This is a genomic window from Natrarchaeobaculum sulfurireducens (assembly GCF_003430825.1).
In the GTDB taxonomy this organism is placed as follows: Archaea; Halobacteriota; Halobacteria; order Halobacteriales; family Natrialbaceae; genus Natrarchaeobaculum; species Natrarchaeobaculum sulfurireducens.
The window spans coordinates 662810-683202 of sequence record NZ_CP024047.1 but is presented as its reverse complement, the minus strand read 5'-3'; the positions used below and the strand labels follow the sequence as shown (position 1 = coordinate 683202).

At 64.9% G+C, this 20393-nt stretch carries 13 protein-coding genes and 1 pseudogene; 5 read left to right on the top strand and 9 right to left on the bottom strand.

What is annotated here, in order from left to right:
- Positions 1-18: 18 nt before the first annotated feature.
- Positions 19-1146, bottom strand: a complete 1128-nt coding sequence (locus tag AArc1_RS04555) for a radical SAM protein (RefSeq protein ID WP_186336647.1) — start codon at positions 1144-1146, stop codon at positions 19-21.
- Positions 1147-1347: 201 nt separating this feature from the next.
- Positions 1348-2256 carry a pyridoxal 5'-phosphate synthase lyase subunit PdxS gene (pdxS, locus tag AArc1_RS04550; protein WP_117363254.1) on the bottom strand — a complete coding sequence of 303 codons (909 nt, stop codon included), beginning with the start codon at positions 2254-2256 and terminating at the stop codon, positions 1348-1350.
- A 387-nt stretch (positions 2257-2643) separates the two neighbouring features.
- Between pdxS and AArc1_RS04545 the strand changes: the two genes are divergently transcribed.
- Positions 2644-4383, top strand: coding sequence for a methyl-accepting chemotaxis protein (locus AArc1_RS04545; protein ID WP_117363253.1), 1740 nt, complete (start codon positions 2644-2646; stop codon positions 4381-4383).
- A 174-nt stretch (positions 4384-4557) separates the two neighbouring features.
- Positions 4558-5259, top strand: coding sequence for a DUF1405 domain-containing protein (locus AArc1_RS04540; RefSeq protein WP_117363252.1), 702 nt, complete (start codon positions 4558-4560; stop codon positions 5257-5259).
- A 122-nt stretch (positions 5260-5381) separates the two neighbouring features.
- Here the strand turns inward: AArc1_RS04540 and AArc1_RS19755 are convergent.
- Both AArc1_RS19755 and AArc1_RS04530 read right to left on the bottom strand, forming a co-directional pair.
- Positions 5382-5537: pseudogene (locus AArc1_RS19755) on the bottom strand (hypothetical protein); the annotation flags it as partial.
- 291 nt (positions 5538-5828) lie between these two features.
- Entirely contained in the window at positions 5829-8603 is a 2775-nt protein-coding gene (locus AArc1_RS04530) for a valine--tRNA ligase (protein ID WP_117363250.1), read from the bottom strand.
- Between the two features lie 350 nt (positions 8604-8953).
- Here AArc1_RS04530 and AArc1_RS04525 point away from each other — a divergent pair, with 350 nt between their 5' ends.
- Positions 8954-12118 carry an efflux RND transporter permease subunit gene (locus AArc1_RS04525; protein WP_117363249.1) on the top strand — a complete coding sequence of 1055 codons (3165 nt, stop codon included), beginning with the start codon at positions 8954-8956 and terminating at the stop codon, positions 12116-12118.
- Between the two features lie 13 nt (positions 12119-12131).
- On the opposite strand, the gene AArc1_RS04520 is transcribed toward AArc1_RS04525, so the two are convergent.
- From AArc1_RS04520 to AArc1_RS04500, 5 genes are all read right to left on the bottom strand, one after another.
- Positions 12132-13058 (bottom strand): HFX_2341 family transcriptional regulator, encoded by a 927-nt coding sequence (locus AArc1_RS04520; RefSeq protein WP_117363248.1) that lies wholly within the window; start codon positions 13056-13058, stop codon positions 12132-12134.
- Positions 13059-13326: 268 nt separating this feature from the next.
- On the bottom strand, positions 13327-15030 hold the full coding sequence (locus AArc1_RS04515; RefSeq protein WP_117363247.1) for a bacterio-opsin activator domain-containing protein: 1704 nt from the start codon (positions 15028-15030) through the stop codon (positions 13327-13329).
- Between the two features lie 101 nt (positions 15031-15131).
- Positions 15132-15782 (bottom strand): hypothetical protein, encoded by a 651-nt coding sequence (locus AArc1_RS04510; RefSeq protein WP_117363246.1) that lies wholly within the window; start codon positions 15780-15782, stop codon positions 15132-15134.
- Between the two features lie 64 nt (positions 15783-15846).
- Positions 15847-17316: a sodium:solute symporter family protein gene (locus AArc1_RS04505; protein ID WP_117363245.1), complete on the bottom strand. Its 1470-nt coding sequence runs from the start codon at positions 17314-17316 to the stop codon at positions 15847-15849.
- Entirely contained in the window at positions 17313-17582 is a 270-nt protein-coding gene (locus AArc1_RS04500; protein ID WP_117365777.1) for a DUF3311 domain-containing protein, read from the bottom strand. Before AArc1_RS04500 ends, AArc1_RS04505 begins: the two co-directional genes overlap by 4 nt.
- Before the next feature lie 180 nt (positions 17583-17762).
- Here AArc1_RS04500 and AArc1_RS04495 point away from each other — a divergent pair, with 180 nt between their 5' ends.
- Both AArc1_RS04495 and dnaG read left to right on the top strand, forming a co-directional pair.
- Positions 17763-18620, top strand: coding sequence for a winged helix-turn-helix domain-containing protein (locus AArc1_RS04495; RefSeq protein ID WP_117363244.1), 858 nt, complete (start codon positions 17763-17765; stop codon positions 18618-18620).
- 167 nt (positions 18621-18787) lie between these two features.
- Positions 18788-20185 (top strand): DNA primase DnaG, encoded by a 1398-nt coding sequence (gene dnaG, locus AArc1_RS04490; RefSeq protein WP_117363243.1) that lies wholly within the window; start codon positions 18788-18790, stop codon positions 20183-20185.
- Positions 20186-20393: the final 208 nt, after the last annotated feature.

The window sequence follows — 20393 nt, the reverse complement described above, 5'->3', positions numbered from 1 at the left end:
CCGTTTCTCCGCCTCGAGTCACGCCAGCCGGCCCACCCAGTCCGGATCGATCTCGTCGGCGTCGAACCCGTGGTCGGTCGCCACCCACGGACAGAGCGGATCGCTCCCCGTCGGCTCGCCGGTCGCCGCGAACGCCCTCGAGCGTGACCCGCCGCAGGTTTCTGCGGCTGGACAGGCCCCACACGGGCCGTCGAACGCCGTCCGGTCGCGCAGTCGTTGTATGAGCGGCGAGTCGCGGTAGATCGAGACGAGCGACTCCTCGCGGACGTTGCCGGCGCTCGTCGGCATGAACCCCGAGGGGTAGACCTCGCCGGTGGCACTGACGAAGACGAAGCCGTTGCCCGCGCCGGTCGTCCCGACGGTCGCGGGCTCCTCACCGCGCGCCCGGCGGCGTTCGTTCGAGACGCGCCGGAAAAACGGCGCCTCGACGGTGATGATCCGGTACGGCGCCTCTCGCGAGCGCTCGGCCAGCCACGCCGCGACGTTCGCGGCCTCCGGTGGCGAGAGCTGCTCGAGTTCGGCCCCGCGGCCAACCGGGATCAGAAAGAACACCTCCCACATGACCGCGCCGAGTTCCTCGACCAGGTCGGCGATTTCGGGGAGATCGGCGGCCGTTCGCGCGGTCACGGTCGTGTTGACCTGGATCGACAGCCCCAGCTCGCTGGCCGCGCTGGCGGCCTCGAGTGCGGTGTCGAACGTACCTGTTTCGCCGCGGAAGGCGTCGTGGCGCTCTGCGGTCGCTCCGTCGAGACTCACTGCCACGCGGCCGACGCCGGCGTCAGCGAGGGCTGCGAGCGTTTCCCGGTCGAGCGACGGCGTCGTCGCTGGCGTCACCGAGGGGACGAGCCCGGTGTCTCTCGCTCCTTCGAGCAACTCGAACAGGTCGGGACGCTCGAGGGGATCGCCTCCGGAGAGGACGAGCATCGGTGGCCGATCGCCGAAGTCGGCGACCTGCTCGAAGAGGTCGATGCCTTCCCCGGTCGTGAGTTCGTTCGGGTCCCGATCCGGCGTCGCGTCGGCGCGACAGTGGTCACACGCCAGAGCACAGGCCTGGGTTACCTCCCAGGTGATCACGAGCGGCGTCCGGTCGTACCGGCGCCCTCGAGGTGGCCCCGGGTGACCGTCGCTCGTCGAATGGCTAGACATACTAGCTACTTCGAGTGAGGGGGGAGAAAGAGGGTTGCTGTAATATCCTCTCTTTTATGTCGGGGCGGATGGCCCTACTCGACCTCGTCTGGGCCCCTATAGAAACCGCTGTACGTCAGTGCACACCTGCTCGCCAGACTGATCGGCGATCAGTGTGCAACTCGGTGCAGTTGATACTATAGAGCGATGCAGTGGCCAGTCTCAGACGCCGCGTCCCTGGAGTTTTTCCTCTTCAGGCAAGTCGACGTTCGCGTCGCCTTTCATGCCTTTGCCCAGGTTCTTCGAGATCTCGGCGAGTCGTTCGGGATCGTCCCAGTTGTTCGTCGCCTCGACGATCGCCTCGCCCATCTCGACGGGGTTTTCCGCGCCGAAGATGCCGCTGCCGACGAAGATCCCGTCACACTCGTGGTGCATCATGAGCGCGGCGTCGGCGGGCGTCGCGATGCCACCGGCGGCGAAGTTGACGACGGGAAGTCGGCCCATCTCGGCGGTCTCGTGGACCAGTTCGGCCGGTGCTTCGATCTCCCGTGCGTACGCCTCGCGCTCTTCGTGTTTCATTCCCTCGAGGCGGCGGATCTCGCCTTTGATCGTTCGCTGGTGGTGGACGGCCTGGTTGACGTCACCCGTTCCCGCTTCACCTTTGGTGCGGATCATGGCCGCACCTTCTTCGATCCGTCGCAGGGCCTCGCCGAGGTTGCGCGCGCCGCAGACGAACGGCGCCGTAAAGTCGCGCTTGTCGATGTGGTAGGCGTCGTCGGCGGGCGTCAGGACCTCGCTCTCGTCGATCATGTCGACGCCGATCGCCTCGAGGATCTGGGCCTCTTTCGTGTGGCCGATGCGGGACTTACCCATCACCGGGATCGAGACCTCGTTGACGATCTCTTCGACGTCGGCCGGGTCGGCCATCCGGGCGACGCCGCCGCGTTTGCGGATGTCCGCTGGCACGGCCTCGAGCGCCATGACGGCGACTGCACCGGCGTCCTCGGCGATGCGGGCTTGCTCCTTGTCGACGACGTCCATGATGACGCCGCCTTTCTGCATCCGGGCGAACCCTCGCTTGACGAGATCGGTTCCGCGTCGTAGCTCCTCGAGATCCGTGTCTTCAGGCATGTGACGGGCGTTAGGACGGGGCGTACTTACGCGTGTCTGTTGAGGAAGATGACGAGACGTAGCCGGGGTTCGATACCGCCTCTAGTAGTCGTTGAACCGATTTGCTCATCGTTCGCACTCGAGCGGCCAGCATCCGCCGTACTGGCCGCTGAATCGCGAGCGAGAGTGCAATGACTTTCAACGCCGACTGTAGAGACTGCGTAGCGACTCCATTCGTACTTCTCGGGTAGCATCGGCGGTGCCTGTCACGTGTTTTCCCGCTCACAGGTACTGGACATCCGTCCGGCGATAAACTTGAAACTAGTTCATATATCTCGAGCAGATGTTGAAATGCATACAAGGCCACAACAATAAATAGTGAAGTCAAGCAACTAGTTGCCGGTACGGATGTTCAACCTATCCCGAACGGGTGGCGACGGGACGAAGACCGACTCCGATTCGAAAGCCGGGTCGGCCGCTGGTGAATCCACGGGGGGTCACGGCGACGAGTCGATCGATGCGCTCGAGATGATCGACGGCGTAGGGACAGAACGACTGATTGAATACGTCATCGACGCGATGGACGTGCCGGTCGCGCTGCTCGACGACGACGGGTCGATATCAGCGCACAACGACCGGCTCGAGGTGTTTTTCGAGTGTGACGGAGACGCGGTCGACGGGAACCAGCTCACGTCGCTGTTCGATGGCGACGCCGACGAGCTAACCGCCGAGGCTCGTCGGACGGGCGAGGCGATCAGGGACACGGAAGAACAGGTCGTCGTTGACGGGCAAAAACGGGTCGTCCGCCGAAGCGCCGTCCCCTTTCATACCGAGGACGGCTCGTACGTCGGCGGCCTCGAACTCGTCCGCGACGTCACCGACGAGGTCCGTGAACGCGAGCAGGTCGACGCACTCGAGGCGTATCAACGCGAGGTCGCCGACGACTTCCGGGCGTCACTGACTGCCCTCGCGGCCGGAGACCTCACCGTCGATCCGACGATTCCCGAACCCGACGCCGAGTTCGACGAACTCGAGGCCGTGTACGAGGAGTACGGGGCAATGGCCGCCGATCTGGAGACGGCGTTCGAGAACCTTCAGGAAGTGATTGCCGCCGTTCGAACCCTCACAGATCAGTTAGTCGAAACCAGTGACGACCTCCACGCTACCAGCGAGGAAGTCGCCGCGTCGATCCAGCAGATCGGCACCTCGAGCGAACGATTGGCCCAGGGGACCGACGAGCTGACGGTGAAGGCGACCGACGCAACCGAGAGCGTCTCTGACCTGTCGGCGTCGATCGAAGAGGTCACGGCGACGATGGACGGGATCGACACGATCGCCGACGAGGCGGCATCGCTCGCCCGCGACGGCCGCGACGAGGGGCGGGCTGCCGTCGGTGAGATCCGAACCGCCGTCGAATCGACCGATCGTATCACCGACGACGTCGAAGCCCTCGAGTCCAAAGTGGGTCGGGTAAACGAGATCGTCGACGTCATCGCGGATATCGCAAACCAGACGAACTTGCTGGCGCTCAACGCCTCGATCGAGGCGGCAAATGCGGGCGCGACGGGCAACGGCTTTGCGGTCGTCGCAGACGAGGTCAAGAGCCTGGCCGAGGAGTCCCAGGAGTCCGCCGACGAGATCGAGCGGATCATCGAGGACGTTCAAAACCGAACCACTGCCGTCGTCGACGGCATCGGCGAAATGAGCGAGGACGTCATCGAGGGTGCCGATGCGGCCGAGTCGGTCGTCGAGCGACTCGAGGAAATCGACCGGGCGATCGAAGACACCAGCACGAGTACAGCAGAGGTGAGCCACACCGTCGAATCTCAAGCCAAGAACGTTCAGGCGGTGTCCGTCATCGCCGACGAAACCTCCTCGCTCAGCGAGGAGTTCCACGCCTCCGTCCAGCAGATCGCTGCAGGCGTCGAAGAGCAGTCCGCGGCGATGGACGGCATCGCCGACTCGGTCGAAGGGCTCACCCTGACCGTCGAGGATACCCACGACGTGCTCGATCGATTCAAACTCGAGCGCGACGAGTCCGCCGAGTTGGCCGCTACTGACGTCCAGATCGACGACGTCGCCGTCGAAACGGCAGCCGTCGACACCCAGAGATCGACGACGAACTCGGATGGGATCGGCGGCGACTGATACCTTACTACTCCGTTTTCGAGCGTCTTTTTTCCTGTCAACGCCTGTCAGCGTCGTCGTTCGAGGGCATGACCTCCTCGAGCAAACGCACATCGACACTCGGATCCCGGCGTCGCCAGTCCGAAACGGTCAGCATCGCTATCGTTTTGATGCCAGCGTTCGTTTCGTGGCGTAATGGCATCCTCGAGCGGACTTCCCGCCCGTGATCCGCTCCCGCGGTATCTCGCCCCGCTGCCGAAGACGCTCGAGGCGTTCGGCCTTCGGTTCGCCTGGCTGATCGTCGCGATCAACCTCGTCGGGACCGCGTTTGGCTTCTGGTACTACTCGGCACAGTTCGCGCGGACGCCCGTAGTGATGTGGCCGTGGGTCCCCGACAGTCCGATGGCGACGCTGTTTATCGCGCTCGCGATCGCCGCCTGGAAACTCGGCTACGAACTCCCGTGGCTGACCGCACTCGCGTTCTTCGGAAACGTCATCCTTGGCCTGTGGACGCCCTACACCTTGCTCGTCTTCTCCGAACAGTACAGCTACCTGCATCCGCTGATGTACCAGTTCCTCTTCTGGAGCCACCTCGCGATGGTCGTCCAGGCGTACGTCCTCCACCGAATCACCGACTTTCCCGTCTGGGGGGTTGCCGTCGCGGTCGTCTGGTACACCAGCAACCTGATCGTCGACTACTTCATCCCCATCGTCGGCGAGCCTCACCACACGGCCATCCCAGTCTCACGTGACGAACCGATGTTCCTCGGTGCGGACGCACTCGGCGTCATCGCTGCCGGCGAAGTGACGTTCACGCTCCTCGCGTGCTTTCTGGCACTCGCCACACGGGTCAAAAAGATCGAAGCCCACGCACGAACACCCTCGAGTGGGAGGTAGTCGTCGACCGAATCACGGGCCGCGCGCTCCAGATAGGGCTCGAGTGTACGAGCCGCGCGTCGGCGGTCGATCGTGTCCGTCTCCGAATCGTAGCTGACGACGCCAGCGTCGACGAGCTTTCTGAAGTGGGTGTGACGGAACGAGCGTTCGATCTCCTCGCGTTGGCCATCGGTTCGCTCCCGTTCCCGCTCGAGCGACGAGCAGGTCGATGAGGTGGTCGAGTGACAGCCCTCGTGACCGATGAGAGAGGACGGCCATCGCGTCTCGACGCCGCTCATCGAGTAACAGCTCGAAGACGGTGTCAGTGGGGAGACAGGCGGCGGTACCAGCAGAATCTACGTTCGTGCTTGTGATCGTCATGGTGCTCTGTACTCGGCTTACACGGCGACTGGCGACGGAATCGGCAACACACGACTTCAGCAGAGCACGCACGGAACTCGTCGCATCGAATTATAACTTTTCTTTCACGAGATGTGGTTCGTGACTGTCGCCTCGTTCGTGGCGTCTCGTCCGCCTGACTGTCGGGTGAAGAATAATCAATCGACCGACCTGTCACGGTCGAACGATTGTCAGTCGTCTTTGAGGATGACGACCGCCGACTCGGTTTCGATCATCTCGCCGTCACCCGAGTAGGTTCGCTCGAGTTCGACGTCGAACAGCTCGTCCTCGAGTTCCTCGCCGGCGACCCTGAGCACGCTGGCTTCGTCGTCGATTTCGTACTCACCGCTGTCGATTCCGGCGTCGATTTCGCCGACTTTCGCGCCGAATTTCGGCCCGAGCGTCGCGTACTCGAGGTCGATCGAGGCGACTGCCGTCTCGATTTCGGGTTCGTCCTCGAGCACCGTTAGCTCCTGGACGTGCATCACGTTCTGAATGGCGTCCTCGAAGCCGTCGACGGGGCCGAACACCGAGACGGCCTCGAGGTCGGCGTTCAGCGGCAACTGTTGTTCGCTCTTGTAGCGACGGAGCGCGGAGATGACCTCTATCGCCGTCTCGCCAGCCTCGAGGTCGGCCTCGTAGCCCTGCGGCGTGGGCCACTCGCGGGTGTGGATGCTCGAGTGGTCCAGCGCACCGTCGGTCGCATAGACGGCCTGCCAGATTTCCTCCGTGATGTGTGGTAAAAACGGTGCCCACAGCTCGAGGAACGTCCGGTGGGCCGTCCGCAGTGTGTACTGCGTCGACGGACTGTCCTCGCGGGTCTTTGCGATCTCTAAGTAGTCATCACAGAACGTGTTCCAGAAGAACGTTCGCAGGCGGTCGCGGGCCTTTGCGAACTCGTAGTCTTCGAGTTGGTCGGTAAGTTCCGCGACAGTGGCGTCGAGTTCGGCGAGCAGCCAGCGGTCGATCGGCTCGAGGTCGTCCGGCTCCTCGGGCACAGCGGGCGCGAGCGTGTCGACGAGCTTCGAGGCGTTCCAGAGCTTGCGAAGCAGCTTTTCGCCCGCCCGGAGGTCCTTTTCCTGGTACGGGAAGTCGTCGCCGACGGCCGCACTGGCGGCCCAGAAACGGACGGCATCGACGGGGTAGTCGGCAAGCACTTGATCGGGGGCGACGACGTTGCCACGCGATTTGGACATCTTCTCTCTGTTCTCGTCTAAGACGTGGCCGTTGATCATCGTCGCATCGAACGGCACCTCGCCGGTGTGCTCGTAACACTTGATGACGGTGTGGAACAGCCAGAACGAGATGATGTCGTGGCCCTGCGGCCGGAGATCGAAGGGGTAGAGTTCCGGCTTGTCCATCGTGAACCCATCGTCTTCGTCCCAGTCCCAGCCGGCGTTGATCAGCGGGGTGAGCGAGGAGGTCGCCCAGGTGTCGAAGACGTCCTCTTCGGGGACGAACTCGTCGCTGCCACACTCGGGGCAGGTGTCCACGGGTGGGTCGTCGCTCAGGGGGTCGACCGGCAGATCCGCCTTTCGGGCGAGAACCTCGTGATCACAGTCGCGACAGTACCACACCGGGAACGGAATGCCCGAGTCGCGCTGACGCGAGATCAGCCAGTCCCACTCGAGGCCTTCGATCCAGTGTCTGTAGCGCGTAAACATCTTCTCGGGGTACCACTCCATCTCGCGGCCGGCCTCGAGATACTCCTCCTTGTGGTCTAAGACCTCGACGTACCACTGTTTGGAGACGCGGTACTCGACGGGGGTGTCACAGCGTTCGTGGACGCCGACGGCGTGGGTGATTTCCCAGCGATCTCGAAGGTATCCTTCGTCGTCTAGGTCTTCGACGATCGCTTCGCGGGCCTCTTCGGTAGACTGCCCCTCGTACGGGCCAGCGAGGTCGGTCATCGTCGCGGACTCGTCGATGGCGACGCGCAGCGGCAGGTCGTGGGCCTGGTACCACTCGATGTCGTTCTGGTCGCCGAAGGTACAGCACATGACGACCCCGGTCCCTTTCTCCATGTCGACGCGCTCGTCTTCGATGATCGGCACCTCGTGTTCGAAGATCGGGATGCGGGCGGTCTCGCCGACGAGGTCCTGATTGTCCTCGTCGTCGGGGTGGACGAAGACGGAGACACAGGCCGGGATGAGTTCGGGACGGGTCGTCGAGATGACGAACTCCTCGCGTGGGGCGTCGTCTCCGACGAGTTCGAACGCGATGTCGTTGAAGTGCGATCCGCGCTCGTCGTCTTCCATCTCGACCTGTGAGATGGCGGTTTCACATTCCGGACACCAGATCGCCGGTGCCTTCTTGCGGTACTCGCGGCCGTTCTCGTAGAGATCGATAAAGGAGAGCTGTGAGATGCGTTGAACGCGTGGTTCGATCGTCTTGTACGTCGAGTTCCAGTCGATCGAGGTGCCGAGATCCTGCATCTTCTCGGTGAACTCGGCTTCGTACTCCGAACAGACCTCCCGGCACAGTTCCTGGAACTCCCGGCGTTCGTACTCTTGATGGCGGATGTCCAGTTCTTTCTCGGTCAGTCGCTCGGAGGCGATTCCGTTGTCGTCGTAGCCAAAGGGAAAGAGGACGTCGCCGTTTGCCATCCGCTGGAAGCGCGCGGCGAAGTCCTGGAGCGTGTGGCCGTAGAGGTGACCCATGTGCAGGCTCCCCGAGACCGTCGGTGGCGGCGTGTCGATCGCGTAAACGGTGTTCGGATCGCGTTCTGGATCGCTCTCGTAGGCGTAGATCTCTTCGTCGACCCACGCCTCCTGCCAGCGCGACTCGACCTCGTCGGGGTCGTAGCCGCCCTCGAGGCCCGCCTCGTCGCGTTTCTGGTCGGCGTCCGTGCTCATGCTCTCACCGCCCGGCAGGGGCGTCGTCGGTACGTCGGTCGGTCGTGTCGCGGTGATCGGTAATCCATTGCTGATACTGGCCGTTGCTCGGTGAAATTCGGTCAGTGACAATACATCCGTCGAAACGGGGTTGGGAAATACGGGGCTACGGAGCCCCTACAGAACCAGCGTCGCACGGCCCGGCGGCACGGTCGCCCGTAGCCACGACGGCGTCGGTCATGTATCCATTTACTCCGTGGAATCGTGTTATGCGTTTCGCGTCCGCCACCGCTCGAGCCCCGACGGACTCGGCCCCGGAATCGGACACGGGCACTGGTGTCGACCGCCGTAGGCCGGTGAACCGGCCCGAGCGCTCTCATTCGCCGCCGTTTGGGAGAAGCCTTATTCGTGGTCGTGTTGGTGTCGCATCACAATGAGTCAGCAGCCACTGTCACCGTGTCGCCCTTCACGAGCCCGTATCGATGGACGGTAACCTCGCCGACAGATACGCCGGTGCGCTGGTCGCCCACAGCAAGCTCGTCGTCGTCGTGCTGTTGGTGCTCACGGCCGTCGTCGGTGCGGGTGCCGTCGTCAACGAGACCGAAGACGCCGGCATCGGCGAATTCGAAACCGACTCCGAAGCGCAGGCCGCCCTCGAGTACGTCGAGGCGACCTACGAGACGGACGATGCCGTCGTCAGTCAACTCGTCGTCCGCGAGGAGGGCGGTAACGTCCTCACCAGGGAGTCGCTGCTCGAGAGTCTCGCCTTCCAGCAGGACGTCTATGCGAACGAGTCGGTGAACGCCACCATCGACGACGACGGCTTCGTCGGCCTCGAGAACGTCGTCGCCACTGCCGCGTTTTCCCAGGGGGAAGTCGACGCGCTCTCCGAGCGCGGCGAGGAACTCGGCGAGCGTGAGGCCGAACTCGAGGCCAGAACCGAGGCGCTCGAGGACGGTCTCGACGAGGTCCGTGACCTCCAACGCGAGTACGAGGAGCTGGCAGCGACGACCGACGAGGACACTCCCGAGAGCGAGGCGGCGGTGGCTGACCTCGAGGACGATTCCGGGGTCGACACGGCTGCGGCCGAACTCGAGGCCGACGTCGACGCGGTCGTCGCGGAGACGGCCGACGCGGCCGAGCTCGACGGCGAAGGGACCGACGAGTATGAAGCCGCCGTGACGGAAGTTCGCGAACTCGAGGCCGCCAGCTTCGGAATCGAGCAAGCCACCGACGACCCCGAGGCGGTCCCGGAGTACGAGGACCTCCAGGACGCACTCGAGGGCGTTTACGCGGCGGGCACCGCGGGCGTTCTCGCCGAGGAGTTCGAGGAACTTGGCGAAGCGTTCGAGGACCTCGAGGCACAACAGGAGGCCTTCGAGGAGACGATCGAGGCTGGCCCGTCGCTCGACGACCAGATCGAGGCGCTCGAGGACATGGACGAGGCGGCGTTCGAGGACCTGCTCGCGGACGTCCTCGACGACGGAACCGACGAGAACGCGACCGACGCGGATGTTTGGGCCGGCCCGTCGGACGGCGACGACGCGGCCGAATTTCTGTCGGCGGAGTACGACCCGGGCGAGACCGAGGCCGAGGCCCGGATCACCTTCCTCTTTCAGGTCGACGATAGCGGCGAGGACGACGAGCCGGAGGCGGCTTACGACGCCCAGCTCGAGGTCGAGTCGCTGTTCGAGGAACGGTTCGACGACGGCTTCGTCTTCGGGCAGGGAATCACCGACGCGGCGTCGGCGAGCGCCGTCGGCGACAGCTTCGCGATTATCACGCCCGTCGCGCTCGTGTTCGTCCTCGGCATCCTCGCGATCACCTACCGGGACGTCGTCGACGTCCTGCTCGGACTGGCCGGGATCGGCGTCGTGATGGCCTGGCTCGCCGGCCTCCTGGGCTGGCTCGAGATCCCGACGAGTCAGCTGTTGATCGCCGTCCCCTTCCTCCTGATCGGGCTCTCGATCGACTACGCTCTCCACGTCGTCATGCGCTATCGGGAGGCCAGAGCCGGGACGCTCGACGTCTCGGGCGACGACGCGGCAGCCGCTCGAGCCAGCGCGGACGGGGGCGACCCCGCGGACGCCGACCGCGCGGTCGTCCGGGGGGTTCGAACCGGGATGGCCCTGGGCATCGGCGGCGTCGTGCTGGCGCTCGCCGCGGCCACCTTCTCGACGGGGATCGGCTTCCTCTCGAACGTCGTCAGCCCGTTGCCGGCGATCCAGGACTTCGCGCTCCTCAGCGCGGGCGGCATCCTCGCGACGTTCGTCGCCTTCGGGATCTTCGTCCCGGCGCTCAAGGTCGAAGTCGACGGCGTCCTCGAGAACCGCTTCGGTCGAGACCGGGCGAAGCCGCCGTTCGGCGTAACCCCGGGGCCGATCAACCGCGCTCTCGGGGGCGGCGTCGCGCTGGCCCGTCGTGCGCCGCTCGCGGTCGTCGCCGTCGCCCTCCTGCTCGCGATCGGCGGTGCCTATGGCGCGACCGGCATCGACACCGAGTTCAACGAGGCCGATTTCCTGCCCGAGGACGCCCCCGAGTGGGCGCAGTCGCTGCCCGGCCCGCTTGCGCCCGACACCTACACCATCAGCGACGACGCCGAGTATCTCGCGGACAACTTCCAGGACCCCGATTCGCAAGCCGAGATTCTGATACGCGGGGACGTGACCGATCCGACCACGCTCTCTGCGATCGAGGACGCTCGAGGCGACGACGCCGTGACGGCAACGGAAGGCACGATCGACACCCGTTCCGACGGGACGGCCGCCGTCGACGGGCCGCTGACCGTCCTCGAGGACGTCGCCGCCGACAACGAGACGGTCGCCGACGGCATCGATGCCCGCGATACGACCGGCGACGGCGTCCCCGACGAGGATCTCGAGGGGCTGTACGACCTGCTGTTCGAGGTCGACGAGGATGCGGCCGCAGCCGTCCTCGAACGCACGGACGAGGGGGCGTACGAGTCCGCCCGACTCGTCGTCAGCGTCCGGGGCGATGCCGCCGCTCAGTCGGTCGCCGACGACGTCCGCGAACTCGCCGGCCAGCTCGAGCGCGGGACGGCGACTGACGGCGACGAGGCGGCGGTGTCGGCCGTCGCAACCGGTGGTCCCGTCACGACTGCCGTCGTCCAGGACGCCTTACTCGAGACGCTGGTTCAGGCGTTCGCGGTGACGCTCGTCGTGATCGCGGGCTTTCTCACGGTGCTTTACTGGGTTCGACACCGTGCGCTCACGCTCGGGCTCGTGACGCTCGCGCCCGTCGTGGCTGCGCTGGCCTGGCTGCTCGGGGCGATGGCGCTGCTCGACGTGCCGTTCAATAGCGAAACGGCCGTCATCACGAGCCTCGCGATCGGGCTGGGCGTCGACTACAGTATCCACCTCGGCGAGCGGTTCGTGGTCGAGCGGGAACGACAGGACGGGATCACGGCCGCCCTCGAGTCGACCATCACGGGGACCGGTGGGGCCTTACTCGGAAGTGCCGCGACGACGGCGGCCGGCTTCGGCGTGCTTGCTCTCGCGCTTGCCCCACCGCTGCAGCGATTCGGGCTGGTGACCGGCCTGAGCATCATCTTCGCGTTCGTCGCCTGTCTGACGGTCCTGCCTAGCCTGCTCGTCCTCCGAGAACGGGTCCTCGATCGCCTCGAGTGAACTGACTGCTGGATCAGTGGCCGAGGCCGCTGTCCGAATGCGCTCTGACCCACAGTTCGCCGATTCGGGAGAGACGGGTTCGATAGGACTTGCCGTGTTCTTCGCGTTCGATGTAGCCTTTGCCGCCGGGTCCCAGTCGGTCGACGGTGTAGATGACCTTCGAACGGAAGCTATCGGTGTACTCCTCGTTTAGCTCTCGGGCGAGCGATTCGGCCAGTTCGGAGACGGAATCGAACTCGCCGTCCTCGCCGAGTTTGTAGAGGATGAGTTCTTCGAACGGTTTGACGTTCGAAAAGGAGGCGACGGGGAGTTCGACGATGTGGCCGCCATCGATCTCTTTCGCGCCGATCGTTGTTCCACGTTCGTCGAACTCCGCAAGCAACTCCCGGACGCTCTCGAGTCGGTCGTCGATCCGCTCGCGGCCTACGACCGTCTCGACGGGCTCGGTTGCGTCCCACCCGTCGATCAACGCCTCGAGCAGGTCGATCCCCTCGCGTAGCTCCTCGGCGAGTTCGGTCTCCAGGTACTTCTCCGGGGCGGTGTAGTAGGTGTGGATGGCTTCGCGGTCGTCCTGGCGTTCGACCATCAGCGAGTGGGCGGCCGTCGCGAACGCGAAACTGACCGTTCGGGGCATCGCGGCGACGTTGACCCAGACCTCGTTTCCGTCGTCGAGTTCGGCCGTGATGAGTTCGAATGCCTGCTCGAACGCCTCGTCGTAGTCGTAGACATCTTCGAGGACGAACCGGTCGGTTTCGGCACCTAGCAGGTTCCGAAAGTCCGTCTCGAGTTTTCGCGAGAGGTTCCGGGAGTACTCGACGTTCGCCTCGCTCCCGACGGCCCCCTCGAGGAGAATCACGCGGTCGACGTCGACCTGATCGCGGACCAGCGGCGCGATCAGTCGGTCGTAGTCGAAACCGACCGGGACGATGTGAGTCTGCATACTCAAACCAGCGAACGCGGAGTATAAAAACCACCAGACTCGATACCGGCCGATCGAGCGGGCCTGACGGTTGTGAACGGTCGATCGTGGACGACTGGCTGCGACCGAATATAGTGGCCACCGCACGTCAGTGCGCATCTGCTCGCCAGCCGAATCGGCGATCAGTGTGCAACTCGGTGCAGTTGGTACTCTCTGCCGGACAGACCGAGTGTGAGAAGTCACCGCTCCCGGCCGGCGAATACGCGTTACCGACTGCTGCTCGACAGTCTCACGCCTCGAGTTCGTCCGTCTCGTCGAGTACCGACTCGAGGAGTTTGCGTTGGGCGGCTCGGAGGTGTTCGTGGAAGGTGGCGGACGTAACGTCGAGCGTTTCTGCGACGTCCTCGCCGGAACTCGTTCGAGGCCACTCGAAGTAGCCCGCCGCGTACGCGGTTTCGAGCGCGGTCTGTTGTCGTGGCGTTAGTTTCTCCATCAGTCGTTCCGAAAGACGGCCGATAGAGGCGCGTCCGAAACTTCGCTGCCGCCGGGCCAGCGTTCGCACCGATGGATAGACCTCCCTGATCTCTTCGAGAACTGTCCTGACGTCCGTTCCTGGTGGCAGGTGGAGCGTCGTCGTATAATCGCCGTCGTGGAGGGCTGCGGCGTCGACGTAGCCGTCGTGGGCGTCGACAACGGAGAACATCGGCGGCGAGCTGATCTGTAACTCGAACGTGACGCGGCCACCCGATTCGTCGAGGGCGGTTACGTCCTTCCAGTGGGGGACGCAGTCGACGAGTTCCTCGACGCTCGGGTACGTCTCCCGATCGGTCGTGCCGTACTCGAGGAACTCCGCGTCGCTGAGACGGACGACGCGGTCGAACAGGACGGACTGGCCCTCCATCGCCGGTCCGTCGAACACCGCCGTCGCGTCGTCAATGACGAGTTCGATCTCGAGTACCGACTCGCCGAGCAACACGCGCCGTCGCTCGAGAGCGGCGATGGCGTGGCCGAGCGTCTCGCCGAGTTGCGCCAGAACGTCTCGTTCTTCGTTCGTGAACGCGTTCACTCGGGCGCTCGTCACGCCGAGAATGCCGTAGAGCGAGCCGTCGTAGACGATCGGGATCGCGGCCGCGGAGCGATAGCCGTGTTCGCGGGCGTCATCGTGCCACGGCTCGAACTCGGGGTCGCTGCAGACGTCTGTCGAGACCTGAACCGTCTGGGTCCGGATGGCCCGACCGGCTGGACCCCGGCCCGCTGGCTCGTCCTCGCTTGCTGAGAGCGGGATCGCATCGACGTAGCCCTCGACGCCTGCCTCGACCCGATTCAAGATCGTATCCCTCGTGGCGCTTGCCTCGGCGACGAACGCGAACTCGTAGGACGGCGAGTCGGCGAGTGTCCGGCACGTGACTCGTTCGAGTTCCTCCCGGCTCGAGCCGTCGACGATCGCGGTATTGATCTCGCGCACCACGGTGTGGACGTGGTCGAGAGCGGCGAGCCGTTCGCGCTGGCGCTCGAGCGTCCGCTCGGGTCCGACTCGCTCGCTCACATCACGCACGTGGACGGTTACACCCGTCGTCGAGGGGTAGACGATCGCTTCGAGCCACGAACTCGTCGGCTCGTAGAACTCCTCGACGGTCTCGGAGCGTCCCCGCTCGAGCGCGCGCTCGTGGGCCGCGTCGAACGGTGAATCGACGAACCGGTCGGTCGATGACCGATCGCACTCACCGACCCTGTCTCCGCCTTCGGTTGCCACGGCTTCGAGCCCGAACAGCTCGCGAGCGGCGTCGTTCGCATACGTCAGCCGATAGGCCGCATCGAGCGCGTAAACGGGATCGTCGATCCGCTCGAGCACGCCCGGTGGTGGCGACTGACACGACGTCGTTCCCTCTCGGCTCCCATCGATCGGGTCGGTGTCGGCGCTCGAACGGCTGTGTTCTTCGGTCGAAGCACGCCCACGGGAATCGCGTTCGCCCGGATCCCGTTGCTCTCCCATGCCCGCCGACATCAAGTGGTTACTGATAACTGTATCGGGTAATAGGTGATTTCCAAACGGTCCCTCGAAACCGGCGAGCCGTCAGGTCTGTACGTCGTGGCTTATTCTCGGTCCGGTGAGTCGTCCCCGCTTGCATCGATCGCTCGAGCGAGTCGGGCGATCCGCTCGCGGTCCCGTTCCGGATCGACGTCGAGTCCGACCGGGGTCGAACCGGATCCGACGTCCGGGTCCGACGACTGGCGCTCGAACGGGACGGCCTCGAGCGGATGAGTCCCGCCGACGACGCCGAAGCTCGTCTCGGTCGGCCAGACGACGACGTGGGCTTCGGCGGCGAGCCGCTCGAGGCCGTCGCCTCGATCGGTTGTGAGCGGGTAGGCGGCATCGAGGACGTACCACTTTCCCGGCGGGCCGGACGGGCTCTCGAACGCGAGGGTATCCCGGACGCCGTCGACGATCAGTCCCTCCGCCTCGACGGCATCGACGAACCGATTTTTCGCCTGCACGGCGGCCATCGAGAGCACGCCGGTTGGCGTCACCCCGACGGTCGGCAGCGGCGGGGAGACGGTCACGTCGACGACGAACAGCGATCGAAGGGGGAGGTCGGCATCGACGACCGTCGGAGCCGTCACCGACACAGGCCCATAGACGGTCGTCTCGGCGGCGATCGAGAGGACGAAGACGCTCCGCTCGTCTGTCAACGTCGTCATCGCACGCCACGAGTCGGCGAATTCGTCGGGGAGATCGACGGCCATTACCGTTCTCTACGCCCTCGACGGGCATCGGTCTGGCGGTTCTCGTCGTCGCGTAAAACCGGTCTCAGTCGGCTCGCAGCCCCTCGAAGTAGATGGCTCGTCGTTCGTCGGCCGCAGGCGAGGTGACTAACGAGACGACCACGGTGACGAGCAGGCCGACCCCCATTCCAACGAGACCGGCCGTCCAGCCGCCGTACGTGCTCGGAACGACGGCCGTAAACAGACTCGAGAGGTAAAACACCTGGCTCACCGCGATTCCGGCGGTGATCCCGGCCCGCGTCGTTCGGCGCCAGTAGAGGGCGACGAGCACTGGCAAGGCGAGCTGGGCGAAGCCGCTGAACGCCGCATCGCCGAGTTCGAACAGCGTTGCGGGGTTGTAGAGGCTGGCGACGAACGCGCCCGTCGCGAAGAGCACGACGCCGACGCGGGCGATCAGGTCCTCACGGCGCTCCGAGAGGTCCATCTCGAGGTACGGCCGGTAGAGGTCGCGGGTGAAATACGACGACCCTGACAGCAGCATCGAGTCCGACGAGGACATCATCGCCGCCATCGCACCGGCGATGACGAGTGCGGCGAACCAGGTGGGCGTGAACTCGGCGAGCATCGCGGGGAGGACGTTTTCGCCCTCGGCGATACTGACGTCGAGGCCGCGAGCCCACGCACCGAGCATGAACGACGGCACGAACAGCAGGACACAGAGGATCGGCCAGAGGGCGAACGACCGCTTCAGTACCGTCCTCGAACCCGCCGCGAAAAACCGCTGGTTCACCTGTGGGAACATCGCCACGCCGAAGCCGATCGTGATCGCCGTCGAGAGCATCCACTGGGGCGTGTAATGGTCACTGCCCAGCGCGAGGTGGTGGGCGGCTTCGGCCTCGAGCGCCCCCGTGGCTACGCTCGGCCCGCCGACGACGGCAAGCACCCACACCATCGCGAGCCAGGTCGTCACGAGCATGAACGCTCCCTGGAGGGTGTCGGTCCAGGCGATTCCACGCATTCCGGCGACGACGACGTAGAGGATCATGAACAGCGTAATCAGCCCGGCCCCGACGGCGTATGGGACGGCACCCTCGGTTAGCGCCTCGAGTGCAGTGCCAGCGCCGACCTGCTGGAGCATGACGTACGGAAAGAGCCACAACAGGCTGACCCCCGCGACCAGTCCCCGGAGTCGCCTCGAGGCGAACCGGTCGCCGAGCATCTCCCCGAGGGTGACGTACTCGTGTTGCTGGCCGAGTAGCCACTGCTTGTAGCCGATCAGATACCAGAGGATCGCGAAGATGATCCCGTCCATCAGCCCCATCACGAGCACCCACTCCGGCCCCTCGGCGTAGGCGACGTTCGGGCCCGCGAAGAACGTAAACGCAGACAGCAGCGTCGCGAACGTCGTAAACAACAGGACGACCGTCCCGAAAGTCCGACTGGCGAGGTAGAAGTCCTCCGCGGTGCGTTCGGCCACCCGGTAGGCGAGAACGCCGATGAGCAACGCGATGAACAAATACCCGACGATGATCCCCAACTGAACCGCGACGCTCACCGATGATCACCCGCCTCTCGAGCGTCGTCGGGACCCCGCGTCTCGCTTCTCGACGCCGCGCCATCGGGTTCGATCCCGATTCCCCAGGCTCGTCGCGTGAACACCCAGAAGACCACCGAGACGACCACCATCCAGCCGACGTGCCACCAGAGCCACAGCGGGAACCCCGCCACGACCGTGCTATCTCCCCACAGGAACCAGGGTATGGCGAACGTACAGAGCACGAGCGCGACGACGAGCCACCCCCACCGCTCGAGCCGTTGCATACTCGTCGTCGGCACCGACATGAGTAATGCCTTTCTTTCGACACGCGCTGGGTCGGGCTCACCCCCGTCCCGCAGCACCGCCGCCTCGAAGGCCTCGATCGATTTTCGGTAGCTAAAATCGGCTTTTCACGTAGGAAAAAGCGTATACCTCTCTGCAAACGAGTAAGAACATCCGACGACATGGCCCGTCTGTTCCCCTTCCGGTCCGAGACGCCCTCCAAGGACGGGGCCCCGCGCGTCGTCGACCTCGAAGGAGAGGACGCCGACGCCGTTTTCGGCGCGCTCTCTTCGACGACGGCACGACGGATCTACGCCCGCCTCGACGACGAACCCGGCACGCCGAGCGACGTCGCCGACGCCATCGACTCTTCGATCCAGAACGTCCGGTATCATCTCGAGAAACTCGAGGACGCCGGGCTCGTCGAGGTCGTCGACACCTGGTACTCATCGCGTGGCAACGAGATGAGCGTCTACGCGACGACCGATGGCCCGTTGATCGTCACCAGCGACGAGTCGACGGCCTCGCAACTGAAAGCAGCTATCTCGCGGCTGATCGGGGCCATCGGCGCACTCGCTGGCGGGAGCCTCATGGTCCAGTACGGCCTCACACGCTGGTTCGAGCCCGGCGTCCCCGCGGGGACCGAAGACGCCGCCCCGCCGCCGGGTGACGAACTCGAGCGGGACGTCGCGGACGAACCGGATGACGCCGACGAGGATGTCGGTATCGCGGAGACCGGCGACGATGCGACCGAGCCGGACGACGAAGCCGCGGACGAACCCGAGACGGACGTAGTCGAAGACGACGCACCGGACGACGACACGCCCGAAGAAGACGCCGGGGAACCGCCAGCGGAAGACGAATTAGACGCCGAACCGGTGGCCGACGAGGTCGAGCCGGACGCCATCGCAGACGGCGGCGTCGAAGCGGCGGAAGCCGTCTTCTCGACCGTTCCGCCGGGATTGCTCTTTTTCCTCGGCGGTCTGGTCGTCCTCCTTGCCGTGACGGCGTACTGGTACTGGTCTCGCCCGGCGTACTGACCGGGACTGTGCTGGTGGTATCGGCCGGCGTACTGACCATTGCCGTACGTCTCCGCTGGTCTTCTACAGGTCAACAGCTATTTGCCCGTCACGACCCAATTCCTACATAAACCGGTTTCCGTACGCGACTCCCGCGTCACCGGGTCCCTTCCCGGGACAGATCTCCAATGGAAGACACTTCGAAATACCTCATTCACGCGGACGTTACGGCTGACGGGGTCGTCGAGCGGAGCGACGTCGTCGGCGCAATCTTCGGCCAGACCGAAGGACTACTCGGCGACGAACTCGACCTCCGCGATCTCCGCCAGTCACAGAAAGTCGGGCGTATCGACGTCGAAATAACCAGCACCAAGGGCCAATCACACGGCCACGTCACCATCGCTACCAGCCTCGATAAGGTCGAGACGGCGACACTCGCGGCGTCGCTCGAGACGATCTCCCGCGTCGGCCCCTGTCGTGCCGACCTCGACGTCACCGAGATCGAAGACGTCCGGGCGGCAAAACGCAAGGAAGTCGTCGAACGGGCGAAAGAACTCCTCCGGACGGGCTTCGACGACAGCGTCATGTCCTCCGAGGAGATCTTAGCGGAGGTCCGCGAACACGTCCGCGTCGAAGACATCACCGAATACGAGGGCCTGCCCGCCGGTCCGCGGGTGACCGACAGCGACGCGATCATCGTGGTCGAGGGTCGGTCTGACGTCCTCACGCTGCTCAAATACGGCATCAAAAACGGCATCGCCGTCGAAGGGACGAACGTCCCCGACGCGGTTGCCGAACTGACCCGTCACCGCACGGTCACGGCGTTTCTCGACGGCGACCGCGGTGGGGACCTCATCCTCGAGGAACTCTCACAGGTCGGTGACGTCGATTACGTCGCGTTCGCACCCGCCGGTGAGTCCGTCGAGGAACTCGACCATCACCAGGTGTTCGCCGCATTGCGAAACAAGGTCCCCTACGACACCGTCTCCGGACTCAACGAACCCCGTGAGGCCGTCGCCGCGACCGACGGCAGTGCCACGCCCGCACCCGTTCGGACTGGCGCTACACCGCTCGAGACATCCGAACGCGAGGAGGAGGAGGAGGAGGAGGAGGAGGAGGGGGAGGGGGCCACCGATCCCGGACGGGAACGCCCCTCCGTCGCCACGGCCGATCCCGAGTCGTCCCCAACGGTGGAATCCGCCGCGAGCGCCAGTCCGGACGTGACGGACGACGAAACGACAGCCACTCGAGCGGAGTCCGAACCGGCCGAATCGACGTCGGTGTACGATCATGCCTCCGCCGTCATCAGGGAGGGGACCGACCGCGTTCGCTTTCTCGACGCCGACGCCGAGATCATCGACGAAACCGACGCCAGCGACGCCTTCGAGGCGCTCGAGTCGACAGCAGAGCCACCGATCACGGTCGTACTGGACGGAATCGTGAGCCAGCGGTTGCTCGATCTGGCCGCAGACGTCGGCGTCGAACGGATCGTCGCCCGCACGCTCGGCCAGTTCACCAAGCGACCGACCGAGCCACGAGTCTACGCGATCACCGAAATCGCCGAGACGGCCCCTGTTGATCGGTAGGTCGCGATTTCGTGCCGTCAGACTGAAGTCGCCGTCGGACGGACTCAAAGCCCAATGCTCGAGTCGCACGCGCAGTGTTCGAGGATCGAACTGCACTCGAGTGGCGATCATGCGCTATAGTAGTCACTGCACGTCAGTGCGCACCTGCCCGCCAGCCGGATCGGCGATCAGTGTGTAACTCGGTGCAGTTGGTACTGTAGTCGTCCGT

Coding starts and splice junctions, on each gene's coding strand:
- AArc1_RS04500 (WP_117365777.1), bottom strand. CDS start 17,582: ATGCAACGGCTCGAGCGGTGGGGGTGGCTCGTCGTCGCGCTCGTGCTC.
- dnaG (WP_117363243.1), top strand. CDS start 18,788: ATGGAAGACACTTCGAAATACCTCATTCACGCGGACGTTACGGCTGAC.
- AArc1_RS04545 (WP_117363253.1), top strand. CDS start 2,644: ATGTTCAACCTATCCCGAACGGGTGGCGACGGGACGAAGACCGACTCC.
- AArc1_RS04540 (WP_117363252.1), top strand. CDS start 4,558: ATGGCATCCTCGAGCGGACTTCCCGCCCGTGATCCGCTCCCGCGGTAT.
- AArc1_RS04515 (WP_117363247.1), bottom strand. CDS start 15,030: ATGGGAGAGCAACGGGATCCGGGCGAACGCGATTCCCGTGGGCGTGCT.
- AArc1_RS04495 (WP_117363244.1), top strand. CDS start 17,763: ATGGCCCGTCTGTTCCCCTTCCGGTCCGAGACGCCCTCCAAGGACGGG.
- pdxS (WP_117363254.1), bottom strand. CDS start 2,256: ATGCCTGAAGACACGGATCTCGAGGAGCTACGACGCGGAACCGATCTC.
- AArc1_RS04525 (WP_117363249.1), top strand. CDS start 8,954: ATGGACGGTAACCTCGCCGACAGATACGCCGGTGCGCTGGTCGCCCAC.
- AArc1_RS04555 (WP_186336647.1), bottom strand. CDS start 1,146: ATGTCTAGCCATTCGACGAGCGACGGTCACCCGGGGCCACCTCGAGGG.
- AArc1_RS04520 (WP_117363248.1), bottom strand. CDS start 13,058: ATGCAGACTCACATCGTCCCGGTCGGTTTCGACTACGACCGACTGATC.
- AArc1_RS04510 (WP_117363246.1), bottom strand. CDS start 15,782: ATGGCCGTCGATCTCCCCGACGAATTCGCCGACTCGTGGCGTGCGATG.